Annotated in this window: 10 protein-coding genes and 1 riboswitch; of the genes, 8 read left to right on the forward strand and 2 right to left on the reverse strand. The window is 74.6% G+C overall.

Annotation, left to right across the window (positions count from 1 at the left end; genetic code table 11):
• Positions 1–321 precede the first annotated feature (321 nt).
• A complete protein-coding gene (gene mfd / locus ACFVUH_RS10140) occupies positions 322–3951 on the forward strand; it encodes a transcription-repair coupling factor (RefSeq protein WP_387912361.1) in 3630 nt (1209 codons plus the stop codon).
• A gap of 135 nt (positions 3952–4086) precedes the next feature.
• On the opposite strand, the gene ACFVUH_RS10145 is transcribed toward mfd, so the two are convergent.
• Positions 4087–4719 carry a DUF4352 domain-containing protein gene (locus ACFVUH_RS10145; protein WP_387912362.1) on the reverse strand — a complete coding sequence of 211 codons (633 nt, stop codon included), beginning with the start codon at positions 4717–4719 and terminating at the stop codon, positions 4087–4089.
• A 247-nt stretch (positions 4720–4966) separates the two neighbouring features.
• Between ACFVUH_RS10145 and ACFVUH_RS10150 the strand changes: the two genes are divergently transcribed.
• From ACFVUH_RS10150 to ACFVUH_RS10165, 4 genes are all read left to right on the forward strand, one after another.
• Positions 4967–7117, forward strand: a complete 2151-nt coding sequence (locus tag ACFVUH_RS10150; protein ID WP_387912364.1) for an N-6 DNA methylase — start codon at positions 4967–4969, stop codon at positions 7115–7117.
• A 128-nt stretch (positions 7118–7245) separates the two neighbouring features.
• Complete coding sequence (locus ACFVUH_RS10155) at positions 7246–8034, forward strand: hypothetical protein (protein WP_387912366.1); 789 nt, start codon at positions 7246–7248, stop codon at positions 8032–8034.
• The gene (locus ACFVUH_RS10160) at positions 8031–9671 is read left to right on the forward strand and encodes a protein kinase (RefSeq protein ID WP_387912368.1); all 1641 of its coding nucleotides are present in this window, start codon (positions 8031–8033) and stop codon (positions 9669–9671) included. Before ACFVUH_RS10155 ends, ACFVUH_RS10160 begins: the two co-directional genes overlap by 4 nt.
• A gap of 111 nt (positions 9672–9782) precedes the next feature.
• Complete coding sequence (locus ACFVUH_RS10165) at positions 9783–10820, forward strand: MazG family protein (protein WP_387912370.1); 1038 nt, start codon at positions 9783–9785, stop codon at positions 10818–10820.
• Between the two features lie 54 nt (positions 10821–10874).
• Here ACFVUH_RS10165 and ACFVUH_RS10170 read toward each other — a convergent pair whose 3' ends face one another.
• Positions 10875–11300 (reverse strand): SDR family NAD(P)-dependent oxidoreductase, encoded by a 426-nt coding sequence (locus tag ACFVUH_RS10170; RefSeq protein WP_387912371.1) that lies wholly within the window; start codon positions 11298–11300, stop codon positions 10875–10877.
• Between the two features lie 208 nt (positions 11301–11508).
• Here ACFVUH_RS10170 and ACFVUH_RS10175 point away from each other — a divergent pair, with 208 nt between their 5' ends.
• The 3 genes from ACFVUH_RS10175 (at position 11509) to eno (ending at position 15642) form a co-directional block, all read left to right on the forward strand.
• Positions 11509–12795 (forward strand): cytochrome P450, encoded by a 1287-nt coding sequence (locus ACFVUH_RS10175; protein ID WP_387912373.1) that lies wholly within the window; start codon positions 11509–11511, stop codon positions 12793–12795.
• Positions 12796–13031: 236 nt separating this feature from the next.
• Positions 13032–13175, forward strand: a riboswitch (cyclic di-AMP (ydaO/yuaA leader).
• Between the two features lie 5 nt (positions 13176–13180).
• Positions 13181–14110, forward strand: coding sequence for a transglycosylase family protein (locus tag ACFVUH_RS10180; protein WP_387912375.1), 930 nt, complete (start codon positions 13181–13183; stop codon positions 14108–14110).
• A 245-nt stretch (positions 14111–14355) separates the two neighbouring features.
• Positions 14356–15642 carry a phosphopyruvate hydratase gene (gene eno, locus ACFVUH_RS10185; protein ID WP_380688062.1) on the forward strand — a complete coding sequence of 429 codons (1287 nt, stop codon included), beginning with the start codon at positions 14356–14358 and terminating at the stop codon, positions 15640–15642.
• Positions 15643–15724: the final 82 nt, after the last annotated feature.

A 15724-nucleotide genomic window follows, 5' to 3' on the forward strand; every position in this document is an offset into this window, starting at 1 on the left:
CCCACGGTTGGGTGCGGCGGGCACATTCACCATGGTGCGCGATCTCCATGGACGGGCAGTGACAGGAGTATGTCCAGTTCGTGGCAGAACGCGACGGTCGGGAAACGGTCCGGCGAAACGGGCGGAGCGGCAGGCCGCGGCCGGTGGTTCGCCTGCGCCTGACCGCACCCCGCCCCGCCCCGGCCGTGTGCCGGGTGCGCGTCAGCCCCGCGGCGTACCCTGGAGACCCCCGGCCGCTCGGCGTGCCGGGCCGTTCGCGTTGCCCGGACGGGCCCCCGGCCCCAGGGCAGCACCAGCCACGGGACGAAGAAGAGACTCCAGATGAGCCTGACCGGACTGCTCGATGTCGTCGCGCGGGACGCGGCCCTCGCCGAGGCGATCGAGGCCGCGACCGCCACCGGTGCCGCGGCCGGCGGCCGCCGGCACCTCGACCTGGTCGGGCCGCCCGCCGCCCGGCCGTTCGCGATCGCCGCGCTGGCCCGTGCGCTCGCCGGGCAGGCGGCCGGGGAGCGGGGCCGCCCGGTGCTGGCCGTCACCGCCACCGGCCGGGAGGCCGAGGACCTCGCCGCCTCGCTCCGTTCGCTGCTGCCGCCGGACGCGGTCGCCGAGTTCCCGGCCTGGGAGACGCTGCCGCACGAGCGGCTCTCGCCGCGCTCCGACACGGTCGGCCGCCGGCTCGCCGTGCTGCGCCGGATCGTCCACCCGCGTGCCGACGACGCCGCGGCCGGGCCGGTGCAGGTGATCGTGGCGCCGGTGCGCTCGGTGCTCCAGCCGCAGGTGAAGGGGCTGGCCGAGCTGGAGCCGGTGGCCGTCCAGCGGGGCGAGTCGCACGACCTGGAGGAGATCGCCCGCAAGCTTGCCGCAGCCGCCTACTCGCGGGTCGAACTGGTCGAGAAGCGCGGCGAGTTCGCGGTGCGCGGCGGCATCCTGGATGTCTTCCCGCCGACCGAGGAGCACCCGCTGCGGGTGGAGTTCTGGGGCGACGACGTCGAGGAGATCCGGTACTTCAAGGTGGCCGACCAGCGCTCGCTGGAGATCGCCGAGCACGGTCTGTGGGCACCGCCCTGTCGTGAGCTGCTGCTGACCGACGAGGTGCGGGCCCGGGCCGCCGAGCTGGCCGCCGAGCACCCGGGGCTGGCCGAGATCCTGGACAAGATCGCCGAGGGCATCGCGGTCGAGGGCATGGAGTCGCTGGCGCCCGTCCTGGTCGACGACATGGAGCTGCTGCTGGACGTGCTGCCGCTCGGCTCGGTCGCCGTGGTCTGCGATCCCGAGCGGGTCCGCACCCGGGCCGCCGACCTGGTGGCGACCAGCCAGGAGTTCCTGCACGCCTCCTGGGTGGCGGCCGCGGCCGGCGGCGACCGGCCGATCGACCTGGAGGCGATCGACGTCTCGGCCGCCTCGCTGCGCTCGCTCGCCGAGGTGCGCGAGCACGCCGCCGAGATCGGCCTGCCGTGGTGGTCGGTCAGCCCGTTCGCGACCAGCGACGCCGCGGTCCACGAGGTGCTGGAGTTCGACGCCAACACGCTGACCCTCGGCATGCACGCGGTCGAGGCGTACCGGGGCGACACCGCGCGGGCGATCGCCGACGCCAAGGAGCGGCTGGCCTCCGACTGGCGGGTCGTCATGGTCACCGAGGGGCACGGCCCGGCCTCGCGCCTCGCCGAGGTGCTCGGCAACGAGGGCATCCCGGCCCGGCTGGTCGCGGACCTGTCCGAGGCGCCGACCCGGGACGTCGTGCACGTCTCCTGCGGCTCGATCGAGCACGGCTTCGTCGACGAGGCGCTCAAGCTGACCGTGATCACCGAGACCGACCTGTCCGGCCAGAAGTCCTCCACCAAGGACATGCGGCGGATGCCGTCCCGGCGCCGCAACGCGATCGACCCGCTGGCGCTGGCGGCCGGCGACTACGTGGTGCACGAGGCGCACGGCGTCGGCCGGTACGTGGAGATGGTGCAGCGCACCGTGCAGGGCGCCACCCGCGAGTACCTGGTGCTGGAGTACGCGCCGGCCAAGCGCGGGCACCCCGGCGACCGGCTGTTCGTGCCGACCGACCAGCTCGACCAGGTCACCAAGTACGTCGGCGGGGAGGCCCCGACGCTGCACCGGCTCGGCGGCGCGGACTGGGCGAAGACCAAGCAGCGGGCCAAGAAGGCGGTCAAGGAGATCGCCGCCGACCTCATCAAGCTGTACTCGGCCCGGATGGCCGCGCCGGGCCACACCTTCGGCCCGGACACCCCGTGGCAGCGCGAGCTGGAGGACGCCTTCCCCTACGCGGAGACGCCGGACCAGCTGACCACCATCGCCGAGGTCAAGTCGGACATGGAGAAGTCCGTCCCGATGGACCGGCTGATCTGCGGCGACGTCGGCTACGGCAAGACCGAGATCGCGGTGCGCGCGGCCTTCAAGGCGGTGCAGGACGGCAAGCAGGTGGCGGTGCTGGTGCCGACCACGCTGCTGGTGCAGCAGCACTTCTCGACCTTCGCCGAGCGGTACGCCAACTTCCCGGTGAACGTGCGGGCGCTGTCCCGGTTCCAGACCGACAGCGAGGCCAAGGCCGTGCTGGAGGGGCTGTTCGAGGGGTCGGTGGACGTCGTCATCGGCACCCACCGGCTGTTCTCCTCGGAGACCCGCTTCAAGGACCTCGGGCTGGTCATCGTCGACGAGGAGCAGCGCTTCGGCGTCGAGCACAAGGAGCAGCTGAAGAAGCTGCGGGCCAACGTGGACGTGCTCACCATGTCCGCGACCCCGATCCCGCGCACCCTGGAGATGGCCGTCACCGGCATCCGCGAGATGTCCACCATCACCACCCCGCCGGAGGAGCGGCACCCGGTGCTGACCTTCGTCGGACCGTACGACGAGAAGCAGATCTCGGCGGCGATCCGGCGTGAACTCCTGCGCGAGGGCCAGGTGTTCTACATCCACAACCGGGTCGAGTCGATCGACAAGGCGGCCGCCCGGCTGAAGGACCTGGTGCCCGAGGCGCGGATCGCCACCGCGCACGGGCAGATGGGCGAGACCCAGCTGGAGAAGGTGGTCGTCGACTTCTGGGAGAAGGAGTTCGACGTCCTGGTGTCGACCACGATCGTGGAGTCCGGCATCGACATCTCCAACGCCAACACGCTCATCGTCGAGCGCGGCGACACCTTCGGCCTCTCCCAGCTGCACCAGCTGCGCGGCCGGGTGGGCCGGGGGCGGGAGCGCGGGTACGCGTACATGCTGTACCCGCCGGAGAAGCCGCTGACCGAGACGGCCCACGAGCGGCTGGCCACCATCGCCCAGCACACCGAGATGGGCGCCGGCATGTACGTGGCGATGAAGGACCTGGAGATCCGCGGGGCGGGCAACCTGCTCGGCGGCGAGCAGTCCGGGCACATCGCGGGCGTCGGCTTCGACCTCTACATGCGGATGGTCGGCGAGGCGGTGGCCGAGTTCCGGGAGTCGCTGGCGGGCGGCGGCGAGCCGGAGGAGGAGCCGCTGGAGGTGAAGATCGAGCTGCCGGTCGACGCCCATGTGCCGCACGACTACGCGCCGGGGGAGCGGCTGCGCCTCCAGGCCTACCGCTCGATCGCGGCGGTCAACTCGGAGGAGGACATCACCCAGGTCCGGGACGAGCTGGTCGACCGGTACGGCAAGCTGCCCGAGCCGGTGGAGAACCTGCTGCTGGTGGCCGCGCTGCGGCTGTACGCGCGGCGGTGCGGCATCGCGGACATCACGCTGCAGGGCTCCAACGTCCGGTTCGGGCCGGTCGAGCTGCGGGAGTCGCAGCAACTGCGGCTGAACCGGCTCTACCCGCGCAGCCAGGTGAAGGCGGCGACCCAGCAGCTGCTGGTGCCGAGGCCGTCCACCGGGCGGATCGGCGGCAAGCCGCTGGTCGGGCGGGAGCTGCTGGCGTGGTGCCGGGAGTTCCTGTCGACGATGTTCGACGACCTGGCGGGGGCCAAGAAGTAGCGGCCCCCGGGGGGCGGGGCGGGAGGTGCGGCGGTTCCGGGCGATGCGCCCGGGACCGCCGTTGTCGTCGGTGGGCCGGTGGGCCGGTGGGTCGGTGGGCCGGGTCGGCGGGCGTGCGGGCCGTGAACAGAGCCGTCAGCCGATCTTCCACTGGCCGACCTGGTCGGCGAAGCCGTTGTCCAGGGCGAACTGGACCTTGTCGAGCTTGGTGCCGTCGGGGACCTCGAAGACCACGAAGCCCTTGCCCGAGTCGCCGGCGGCGATGTTGGTCGGGGTCTGGAAGGACGGGCCGGCCTTGGTCTCGGCGAACGTCGGGCCGTACGCCTGGCCCTGGTCGTCGATCAGCTTGGCGCTGCTCCACGGCGCCTCGCCGTACGCCTTGGAGCCGGTCGCCTTGATCTGGAACTGCACGGCGACGTAGTGCTTTCCGGCCGCCGCGGTGAGGTACTCGTTGCTGCTCGCGGCGGGGTCGACCACCTTCAGCGCGCTGACGTCGGCGGTGTTGCCCTTCTCCAGGGTGCCCTTGAGGGCGATGGTGTCGCCGACCTTGGCCGGGGCCTTGGCCGCCTCGGCGGGCTTGCTCTCGGCGGGCTTGGCCGGGGTGCCGCCGTCGGTGGCCGCCGGGGCCGGGGCGGCGGCGGTCTGCTTGGCCTCGGTGGAGACGGAGGTGCCGCCGGTGGAGTCGCAGGCCGTCGCGGTGAGGGCGACGAGCGCGGCGCCGGCCAGCAGGACGGCGGTGCGGCGGGTGCGGCGGGTGGTGGCGGACATGGCTGTCTCCTTGGTCTCTGCGAACTCGCGGTTCCCGGTGCCGACCTGGCGTGCTGTCGACAGGAGAGATCACACCATGTGCTGTGAACCGAGTCAACAGGGATTCATGAAACCTCTCCGTTCACGTGTGAACGGATCGACGGAAGGTGCTGGCTATGCTGTGTGGTCACACCGATGCCGCCGCCGCGTCGTCCGCCGCCGCGTCGTCCCGCCGTCGTCGCCCGCTGCCGCCGCCGAAGGAGCACCCATGCCGGACCGTCCCGAGGTGACCGCCGTCGAGATCGCCCGTCTCGCCGGGGTGGGCCGCGCCGCCGTCAGCAACTGGCGCCGCCGCCACCCCGACTTCCCCCGCCCGGTCGGCGGCACCGACAGCAGCCCGACCTTCGCGCTCACCGACGTCGAGTCCTGGCTCCGGGCCCAGGGCAAGATCGCCGAACTGCCGCTGCTCGAACGGGTCTGGCGGCTCGTCGAGACCCTGCGCGACCCGGGCGGCCACCCGGCCGCCCCGCTGGTCCTGGCCGGCTCCGTCCTGCTGCTGCACCATCGCGCGCCGGAGCGCTGGGGCGCGCTCGCCGACCAGCCGGACACCAGGCTCGCCACCGGCCTGCCGCGCGCCCTCGCCGACACCGCCCGTGCCGCGCTCGGCCCCGACGGCGCCGCCGGCCTGCGGCAGCCCGGCCTGCTCGGCTCCACCGAGCTGGACCTCGCCCGCCTGCTCGCCGAACTCGCCGCCGCGGCCGGCCCGGCCGGCGCCTTCGAACAGCTCCTCGCCCGCTACGCCGAGGCCAACACCCGCCAGCTCAGCCCCACCCCGCCGGAGGCCGCCGAACTGCTCGCCGCCGTCGCGGGCGTCCCCGCCACCGTGCTCGACCCCGCCGCCGGCCTCGGCGCGCTGCTGCTCGCCCTGCCGCCCACCACCGACCGCTACGGCCAGGACGCCGACCCGGTCACCGCCGCGCTCGCCGGGCTCCGGCTCGTGCTGCGCACACCCGCCGCCGACCCCGCCCCGCTCCCGGTCGAGCTCCGCCCCGGCGACGCCCTGCGCGCCGACGCCTACACCGGCCACACCTTCGACGCGGTGCTCTGCCAGCCCCCCTACAACGAGCGGGACTGGGGCCACGACGAGCTGCAGTTCGACCGGCGCTGGCCCGGCGGTCTCGTCCCGCCGCGCGGCGAGTCCGAACTCGCCTGGGTGCTGCACTGCCTCGCCCACACCCGCCCCGGCGGGCTCGCCGCCCTGCTGCTCCCGCCGACCGTCGCCGCCCGCCGGGCCGGCCGCCGGGTCCGCGCCGAGCTGCTGCGCTCCGGCGCGCTGCGCGCCGTCGTCGCGCTCCCGGCCGGCGCCGCGCCCCCGTACGGGGTGCCGCTCCACCTCTGGGTGCTGCGCGCCCCCCGCCCCGGCGACGACTTCCGCCAGGTCCTGATGCTGGACGCGGCCTCCGCCTCGCCCGGCTCGGCCGAGGCCGCCGAGGGCGGCCGCGACAAGGTCCGCTGGCCCGAGCTGCGCCGCACCGTCCTGGACGCCTGGCGGGCCTTCGACCTCGCCGCCCGCGAGGGCCTGCCGCTGCCCGCGGACCGCCCCGGCCGGCACCGGACCGTGGCGGCGATCGACCTGCTCGACGACGAGACCGACCTCTCGCCCGCCCGCCACGTCCCGCCGGCCGCCCCGCCCGGCGGCGCCGCCGGGCTCTCCCACCTCGGCGGCCGGCTGGCCGAGCTGCTGGCCGGCCTCGCCGACCCCGCGGCACTGCTGCCCGAGCCGACCGGCGAAGCGGGCGGCGGCGCGAGCAGCGGTGGCGGCGCGGTCGTCACGCTGGCCGAACTGGTCCGTTCCGGGCTGCTGGAGGTGCACTCCTCCGGGGCCGGCGCGCCCTCCCGCCCGGCCGCCGCCGACCCGGGCGGCACCCCCGTCCTCACCGAGCAGGACCTGCTCACCGGCAGCGCCCCCGGCGCCGTCCTGGACCGGACCGCCGAAGCCGCCGACGCCGTCCCGCTGACCCGCCCCGGCGACGTCCTCGTCCCCGCCCTCGGCGGCGGCACCGCCCGCGTCGTCGGCCCGGACGGCCCGCCCGCCGGAGCCGCCCTCGGCCGCCAGCTCCACCTGCTGCGCCCCGACCCGGCCGCGCTCGACCCGGAGTTCCTGGCCGGCCACCTGCGCTCCACGGCCGCCGCCCGCCGGGCCGCCAGCCACGCCTCCACCACCACCCGCCTGGACATCCGCCGGGTCGAGCTGCCGCGTCTGCCGGTCGCCGAACAGCGCGGGCTGGGCGCGGCGTTCGCCCGGCTCGCCGCCTTCGACACCGCCCTGCAGCGCGCCGCCACCCTGGCTCACACCCTCACCCAGGCCGCCACCGACGCCCTCGCCGCCGGCACCGCCGCGCCCCCGTCGGCACCCTGACGCCCGCCCCGGAGGCCGGTCCGGTCGACGTCCCGCGCCGGGGTCGCCCGACAGGCCCGGGCGGTACGGTGTGCGGGACCGATTCGGTGATCGGGACCGCCGTCGTCCTCACCCGCTCAGGAGCGCGCATGTCAGGGCAGTACCCCGGGCAGTTCGGCCCACCGCCCGGTGGCGCGCCGGCCGGCGGCATACCCGGCACCGGACCGCAGGCCTACGCCCCGACCGTCGCCGTCCCGCCGCAGGGCCGTGGCCGCAAGCCCGGGCCGTACGGCGTGCTCGGCCGGATCCTGGTGGTCCTCGCGCCGGTGCTCTCCTTCGGTCTGCTCGGCATGGTCCCCTCGCTGCTGCTGGCGATCCGTCGGCGCCGGTGGTACGACGTCCTGGGCGCGGTGGTCTACGCCGGGCTCTTCCTCACCTTCTTCATCTCCGCAGGGGTCGCCGGAAGCTACCCCAAGGGCGACGCCCCGACCGCCGACACGGTCGGCACCACGATGATGCTGCTGCTGGCGTTCACCCCGCCGGTGCACTTCCTGCTGATGGACCGCCAGGCGGTCTGGTCGGCGGCCCGGCCCGGCCGGCAGCCCGTTCCGGCCGGCTCCTACGCGCCGCCGCCCGCCGGGTACGGCTACCCGGCGCCCGCCGCCCCCGTCCAGCCGTACCCGGTCGCCCGGCCGTACCCGCAGCCCGCGCAGCCCTACCCCGCCGCCCAGCCGTACGGGAGCGCCGCCCCGTACCCGCAGACGGCCCGGCCCTACCCGGTCGCAGACTCCCACCCGTCGGCCATCTCGCACCCGCCGGTCCGCGCCGCGGGTCCCGGCCCCGCCACTCCCGCCACTCCCGCCGGCCCCGCCACCTCCGACGAGCTGCGCGAACTCGGCGAGCTGCTGCGCCGTCAGGCCCGCGAGGACCGCCCGTGACCGCCGCCCGGGTGATCGGCGGCCGCTACCACCTCACCGAGAAGATCGGCCACGGCGGCATGGGCCAGGTCTGGGCCGGCCGCGACGAGCGGCTCGCCCGCCCGGTCGCGGTCAAGCTGCTGCGCACCGACCACCTGCTCGCCGCCACCGGCGCCACCGGCCCCGCCCGCGCCGGACACCTCGGCCCCGGCGACGAACTGCGCCACCGCTTCCTGCGCGAGTGCCGCACCACCGCCGCCCTCGACCACCCGGGCCTGGTCACCGTCTTCGACGCGGGCGAGGACGGCGGCGAGCTGTACCTCGTCATGCAGCGCGTGCCCGGCGTCAGCCTGGCCGACCTCATCGCCGAGGACGCGCCGTTCCCGGTCGAGCGCGCCGTCTCGGTGGCCGCCCAGCTGTGCGCCGCACTGGCCGCGGTCCATGCCGTGCCGGTCGTCCACCGGGACCTCAAGCCCAGCAACGTGATGGTCCGTGAGGACGGCCGGACCGTGCTGCTCGACCTCGGCATCGCCACCGCGATCGATCCGACGGCCACCCGCCTCACCCTCACCGGCGTCCCGATCGGCAGCCCCTCCTACATGGCGCCGGAACAGGCCCTGTCCGCCACCGTCGACCCGCGCAGCGACCTCTACGCGCTCGGCTGCCTGCTGCACGAGATGCTGGCCGGCGAAGGGCCGTTCCGCGCCCCCACCGCCCTGGGCCTGCTGCGTCGGCACGTCGACGACCCGCCGGTGCCGCTGCGCGAGCTGCGCCCGGACGTGCCGGCCCCGCTGGAGCGGCTGGTCCTCGACCTGCTCGCCAAGCGGCCGGAGGACCGCCCGGCCGACGCGCAGGCGGTGCACGAGCGGCTGCTTCCGCTGCTGCCCGCCGCCCTCGCGGTGCCGCAGCCCCGGTACGGGTCGCTGCCCGATCCGGCCCGCCCGTACCGGCACCCGCTCCAGCCGCAGCCCCGGCCGGCGGGCGCCGCACCGGCCGCGTCGGCCCGGGTGGCGCCGCCGTTCCTGATGGCCGCGGTGCCGAACCCGCCCGCCGCCGCGCCGCCTCCCGCGGTGCCCGTCGCGGCGGGGGAGGACTTCGCGGCGGCCTGTGCCCGGCTCTCCGACCTGGTCGACGCGGGCCGACGGGCCGAGGTGCTCGACCTCGCCGCCCGGCTGCTGGCCCGCGGCCGGTCCGAACTCGGCGACGGGGCGGCGATGGTCCGCACCGTCCGCACCATCTACGCCCGCACGCTGCTCCAGGAACGGCGCCACCACGAGGCCCTGCCGGAGTACCGGCTGCTCGCGGCCACCGCCGAGGGCGGGCCGCACGGGCGGCGGGCGCTGGAACCGCGCTACCGGGCCGCCGAGTGCCTCGAACAGCTGGGGCGGGGCGCGGAGGCGCTCGCCGAGTTCCAGTCCCTGCACGCGGTGTGGCCGGAGAGCGAACCGGAGCGGCTGCTGGACCTCCGGGAGCGGATCGGCGTGCTGCTGGCCTCGCTCGGCGAGACGGAGGCGGCCTGGTCGTGGCTGCTCCAGCTGCTCTTCGACCGCGAACGCCGCGAGGGGCCCCACCACCCGGCCGTCCGCCGTCTGCGCCGGACCCTCGACACCCTCCAGCCCCACCGCACCGCCGCCACCCCCTGGCCCCCGCAGGGCTGACCGGGGGCGAGCGAAGGGCGGGGCCGCACGGGCGGGGCACGCACCGGGCAGGCCGCGGCGGGCGCACAAACCGGGGGGCGGGGCCGCGGGCCGGGCGGGTAGGTTCGGGGTGTGACGACGAATCCCCCGGGTGCGAAGCTGATCCTCCTCATCACCACCCACCGGGTGGCCCCCGGTCTGCTCTCCTGGCCCGCCTGGGAGGCGCTGCGGTCGGCCGGCCGGGTGCTCGCCGCCGACCCCGCCCACCCGCAGCTGCCCGCCGTGACGCAGGCCGGCGTCGAGGTCCGGATCGTGACCCCCGGCTCCGCCCCCGCGCTGGCCCGGCTGCTCACCGGGGCCCCGGCCGAGCTGCCCGCCACCGCCGGCCCGACGGTCTGGCTGGGCAGCCCGGACGGCGACCCCGGGCTGACCGACGCGCTGGCCCGCCTCGCCGTCGAGCACGCCGGCGAGGTGCCGGAGATCGAGGTGCTGCCCGGCTCCTACGACCTGCCGGGCGCGCGGCTGCTGGACCTGGTCTCCGTGATGGACCGGCTCCGCTCGCCGGGCGGCTGCCCGTGGGACGCCGAGCAGACCCACGCCAGCCTGGTGAAGTACCTGGTCGAGGAGGCCTACGAGCTGGTCGAGGCGATCGAGGAGGGGGACCGCGACATGCTCCGCGAGGAGCTGGGCGACGTCCTGCTCCAGGTCTTCTTCCACTCCCGGATCGCCGAGGAGCACCCCACCGGCGCCTTCTCGATCGACGACGTGGCGGGCGACATCGTCGACAAGCTGATGTACCGCCACCCGCACGTGTTCGGCGACGCCGAGGCGAGCGGTTCGGCCGAGGTGGAGGCCAGCTGGGAGGCGCTCAAGGCGGCCGAGAAGTCGGAGCGCGAATCGGTGCTGGACGGCGTGCCGGCCGGGCTGCCCTCGCTCGCGTACGCGGCGAAGCTGGTGTCCCGGGTGCGCCGGGCCGGATTCGCGGGCGTGCCGGACGAGCCCTACGAGCTGCCCGCCGACCTCACGGCGGAGTCGGCGGGCCGGCTGCTGCTCGCGGTGGCGCAGCGCGCGCACGATGCCGGCGTCGACGTCGACGCCGCCCTGCGGGCCGCGGCCCGCGGCTACCGGGACGCGGTGCGCGCCGCCGAGGGCCTGAAGCCGGAGGAGTAGCGGTCACGCACCCGGGTACCCCACCCCGGGCGGCCCCACCCGGACGGCGGCGCCTCAGACGGCGGCGACGTCCTCCACCGGACGGCGCTGCGCCGGGACGACGACCTCCCCGATCGCCTCGCCGACCAGGGCGACGAGTTCGGCGAGCCGCTCCAGGTCGAGGTGGTCGGGCAGGTCGGAGAGGGAGACGATCCGCTCGCCGTCCGGCCCGGCCACGCAGAACAGGTCGATCGGGCCCAGGTGCTTCTCGGCGGTGTCGACCAGCGCGGCGACGTCACTGGGGCGGCGGACGTCGCCGCAGACGCCGACGACCGGGCAGCCCGGCCGGTCGAGCTCGGTGGCGAGGTCCTCGGCGACCCCGACCTGCTGGTCGGCGATCAGCACGCCGGCGGCGCCCGCCGCGGTGAGGCGGCGGGCGAGGTCCGCCCCCGACCCGCCGGCGAGGACGGTGATCACGACGACCGAACCGGTGACCCGCATGGCCTTGCTCCTCCCTGTGGGCGGCTCCGCACCGTCGCCCACGGACATCTTGCGGAGGATCGTAGGCAGGTCCTGACCCTCCGCAACAGGAATTACCCCTCAGGTGACCAGGCTCACGCCTGCCACGCGGAAGGGCTTCGCCCGGTGCCCCGAGAGCCCCTGTGCACGCCGTGCGGTCACCGGGACACGCCCGGGATACCGTCGACCCATGCCAGCTCAGCCCGCCTCCGCCCGTCCGCCCCTGTTCACCTGGGAGTTCGCCGCCGATCCGTACCCCGCGTACGCGTGGCTGCGCGAGCACGAGCCGGTGCACCGGACCGCCCTGCCGAGCGGGGTCGAGGCGTGGCTGGTCACGCGGTACGCGGACGCCCGGCAGGCGCTCGCGGACAGCCGGCTCTCCAAGAACCCGGTGCACCACAGCGAGCAGGCCCACCGCACCGGCCGGGTCGGCATCCCGGGCGAGCGCCAGGCCGATCTGATGACGCACCTGCTGAACATCGACCCGCCGGACCACACCCGGCTGCGCCGGCTGGTGTCCAAGGCGTTCACGCCGCGCCGGGTGGCGGCCTTCGAGCCGCGGGTGCAGCAGCTGACCGACCGGCTGATCGACGGCTTCGCGGCGCGCGGCTCGGCCGACCTCATCCACGAGTTCGCCTTCCCGCTCCCCATCTACGCGATCTGCGACCTGCTCGGGGTGCCGGCCGAGGACCAGGACGACTTCCGGGACTGGGCCGGGATGATGATCCGTCACGGTGGCGGCCGGCGCGGCGGGGTGGGGCGCGCGGTGAAGCGGATGCGGGCGTACCTGGCCGAGCTGATCCACCGCAAGCGGGCCGACCTCGGCGACGACCTGATCTCGGGGCTGATCCGGGCCAGCGACCACGGTGAGCACCTGACCGAGAACGAGGCGGCGGCGATGGCCTTCATCCTCCTGTTCGCCGGTTTCGAGACGACGGTCAACCTGATCGGCAACGGCGTGTACGCGCTGCTGCGCAACCCGGGCCAGCGGGCCCTGCTCCAGGAGTCCGTCGGGCGCGGCGAGAGCGCGCTGCTGGAGACCGGGATCGAGGAACTCCTGCGGTACGACGGGCCGGTGGAGCTGGCCACCTGGCGGTTCGCGACCAGTCCGCTGACCATCGGCGGGGTGGCGATCCCGGTCGGCGACCCGGTGCTGGTGGTGCTCGCGGCGGCGGACCGGGACCCGGCGCGGTTCGCCCACGAGAACACCCTGGACCTGGCCCGCGCGGACAACCCGCACCTGGGTTTCGGGCACGGCATCCACTACTGCATCGGCGCGCCGCTGGCGCGGCTGGAGGGGCGGGCCGCGCTGGCCACCCTGCTGACCCGGCTGCCGGACCTGCGGCTGGCCGCCGACCCCGACGACCTGCGCTGGCGCGGCGGTCTGATCATGCGTGGACTCCGTGAGCTTCCGGTGGAATTCACGCCGGAGAAAGCGCAGCTCGGAGCGGTTCCGGAGGCCGGTTCGGGGAGCTGACGAACCAGCACAACCGGCTGATGGGGACTCTCCGTTGCCCACTTTCAGGGGGTCTGAACCATCCTCAATCCGGACATACCGCCTCGGTTGGTAGGCAATCAATCACATGACGTGATGTTGATGTGATATCTGCGATATGAGCTTGTGATTGCTCTGAAGATCTGTCTACTCTCCGTGGAGTTCGCAGCTGCGAGCCCCGTGCGCGGAACGCCGAGTCCTGCCCGCCGCACCACGGGAAACCGATCAGAACCCTGGGCAGGGGCGGGGGACCCAGGTTTTGCGCCGTCTCCCACGGCTAGGGGTGAAGCCGCCTCCGCGCGGCCGGGCCACCTCCCGGTCCGAACCCGACAGCTCACCTCGCAGGCGTGCGGAGAGGGACCTCTTCATGCTGTTCGTTGGAACCGGTCGTCACCGTCGCCGTACCCAGGCCGAGAAGGCCATCGCCGTCGCCGGTGTCGCCGGCGTCGGGCTGGCGATGCCCATCCTGAGCGCCACCGGCGCCTCCGCCGCCCCGGCCTCCACCTGGGACGCGGTTGCCCAGTGCGAGAGCGGCGGCAACTGGAGCATCAACACCGGCAATGGCTTCTACGGCGGCCTCCAGTTCACCTCCAGCACCTGGAAGGCGTACGGCGGCACCGCCTACGCGCCGCAGGCCAACCAGGCCTCGAAGGGGCAGCAGATCTCGGTCGCCGAGAAGGTCCTCGCCTCGCAGGGCCCGGGCGCCTGGCCCGTCTGCTCCCAGAAGGCGGGCCTGACCAAGGGTGGCGCCCCGGCGGCGGTCGACACCTCGACGGACGCCAAGCCGGCCGCCCCGAAGCCGCAGGCCCAGCAGCAGACCCCGAAGCTCGCCGCCCCGAAGCCGGCCGCCACGCCGCAGGCCCAGCCGCAGCAGCAGGCCGCCAAGCCGCAGGCCCGCCAGTACGCGCCGCAGAGCGCCCAGCAGACCCAGCAGGCCCCGCAGCAGACCCAGCAGCAGGCCCCGCAGGCGCCGGCCTTCTCCGGCAAGGCCGGCTGGGACGCCGACGCCAAGGTGTACTGGTACCAGAACAACGGCGCCTGGTACTGGACCAGCCACCAGAGCGTCTACCAGCAGTACGCCGGCCAGCCGGCCGCCCAGCCCGTCCAGAGCGCCCCCGCCGCGCAGCAGCAGTCGGCCGGCCAGGGCTACACCGTCCGGTCCGGCGACACGCTCGCCGGGATCGCCACCACCCAGGGCGTCTCCGGCGGCTGGCAGGCGCTGTACGACGGCAACCGCGGCACCGTCGGCGGCGACCCGAACCTGATCGTCCCGGGCCAGGTCCTGACCCTCGGCTGACGGCCGGTCCGATCCTGCGGACGGACGGAGGGGGCCGATCGGTCCCCTTCGTCCGCATCCGGACCCCGCAGGTCGGGCAACCAGGTGAACTACCGGTGGGTAGCACGGCCACACGCTGAGACGGAACCGAGGTCGACGTGGCCCGGACAGCCCGTGCGGTTAGGCTCTGGTCGTAACGACTCCGCAATCGTCCGGCCGACTGCACCCCACCGTCAGCCGAACCTGCTTCCGCTAGGAGATGCCTCGTGCCGTCCATCGATGTCGTCGTCGCTCGTGAGATTCTCGACTCGCGCGGCAACCCCACGGTCGAGGTCGAGGTCGGCCTCGACGACGGCAGCACCGGCCGTGCCGCCGTCCCGTCGGGTGCTTCCACCGGTGCCTTCGAGGCGCTGGAGCTCCGCGACGGTGACAAGAACCGCTACTTCGGCAAGGGCGTGGAGAAGGCCGTCCTGGCCGTCATCGAGCAGATCGGCCCCGAGCTGGTCGGCTACGACGCCACCGAGCAGCGCCTGATCGACCAGGCCATGCTCGACCTCGACGCCACCCCGGACAAGTCCTCGCTCGGCGCGAACGCCATCCTGGGCGTCTCGCTGGCCGTCGCGCACGCCGCCTCCGAGGCCAGCGACCTGCCGCTGTTCCGCTACCTGGGCGGCCCCAACGCGCACGTCCTGCCGGTCCCGATGATGAACATCCTCAACGGCGGCTCGCACGCGGACTCCAACGTCGACATCCAGGAGTTCATGATCGCCCCGATCGGCGCGGAGTCCTTCTCCGAGGCCGTCCGCTGGGGCGTCGAGGTCTACCACACCCTCAAGGGCGTGCTGAAGGAGCGCGGTCTGTCGACCGGCCTGGGCGACGAGGGCGGCTTCGCCCCGAACCTGGACTCCAACCGCGAGGCCCTGGACCTCATCGTCGAGGCCATCCAGAAGGCCGGCTACGTGCCGGGCAAGGACGTCGCGCTGGCCCTGGACGTCGCCTCCTCCGAGTTCTACGAGGACGGCGCCTACCAGTTCGAGGGCAAGGCGCTCTCCTCCGCCGAGCTCATCGAGTACTACGCCGGCCTGGTCGCCGCCTACCCGCTGGTCTCCATCGAGGACCCGCTGGACGAGTCGGACTGGGACGGCTGGAAGGCCATGACCGAGAAGCTGGGCGACAAGGTCCAGCTGGTCGGCGACGACCTGTTCGTCACCAACCCGGCCCGTCTGGCCCGCGGCATCGAGACCGGCACCGCCAACGCGCTGCTGGTGAAGGTCAACCAGATCGGCTCGCTGACCGAGACCCTGGACGCCGTCGAGCTGGCCCAGCGCAACGGCTACCGCTGCATGATGTCGCACCGCTCCGGCGAGACCGAGGACGTCACCATCGCCGACCTGGCCGTCGCCACCAACTGCGGCCAGATCAAGACCGGCGCCCCGGCCCGCTCCGAGCGCGTCGCCAAGTACAACCAGCTGCTGCGCATCGAGGAGATCCTCGACGACGCCGCCGAGTACGCCGGCCGCGGCGCGTTCCCGCGGTTCAAGCACGAGGGCTGAGCCCGACCTGCGGCGCCCGGCCGGTATCGCCGGGACGCCAGGTAGCGCACGCCTGACCGGTGCCCCGCCGTTCACCCCGTAG

Origin of the sequence: Kitasatospora sp. NPDC058032 (assembly GCF_042885845.1) — a bacterium.
In the GTDB taxonomy this organism is placed as follows: domain Bacteria; phylum Actinomycetota; class Actinomycetes; order Streptomycetales; family Streptomycetaceae; genus Kitasatospora.

Bases quoted from the DNA above. Each gene is read 5' to 3' on its own strand.
- mfd (WP_387912361.1), top strand. From the start codon at position 322: ATGAGCCTGACCGGACTGCTCGATGTCGTCGCGCGGGACGCGGCCCTC.
- ACFVUH_RS10145 (WP_387912362.1), bottom strand. From the start codon at position 4,719: ATGTCCGCCACCACCCGCCGCACCCGCCGCACCGCCGTCCTGCTGGCC.
- ACFVUH_RS10150 (WP_387912364.1), top strand. From the start codon at position 4,967: ATGCCGGACCGTCCCGAGGTGACCGCCGTCGAGATCGCCCGTCTCGCC.
- ACFVUH_RS10155 (WP_387912366.1), top strand. From the start codon at position 7,246: ATGTCAGGGCAGTACCCCGGGCAGTTCGGCCCACCGCCCGGTGGCGCG.
- ACFVUH_RS10170 (WP_387912371.1), bottom strand. From the start codon at position 11,300: ATGCGGGTCACCGGTTCGGTCGTCGTGATCACCGTCCTCGCCGGCGGG.
- ACFVUH_RS10175 (WP_387912373.1), top strand. From the start codon at position 11,509: ATGCCAGCTCAGCCCGCCTCCGCCCGTCCGCCCCTGTTCACCTGGGAG.
- ACFVUH_RS10180 (WP_387912375.1), top strand. From the start codon at position 13,181: ATGCTGTTCGTTGGAACCGGTCGTCACCGTCGCCGTACCCAGGCCGAG.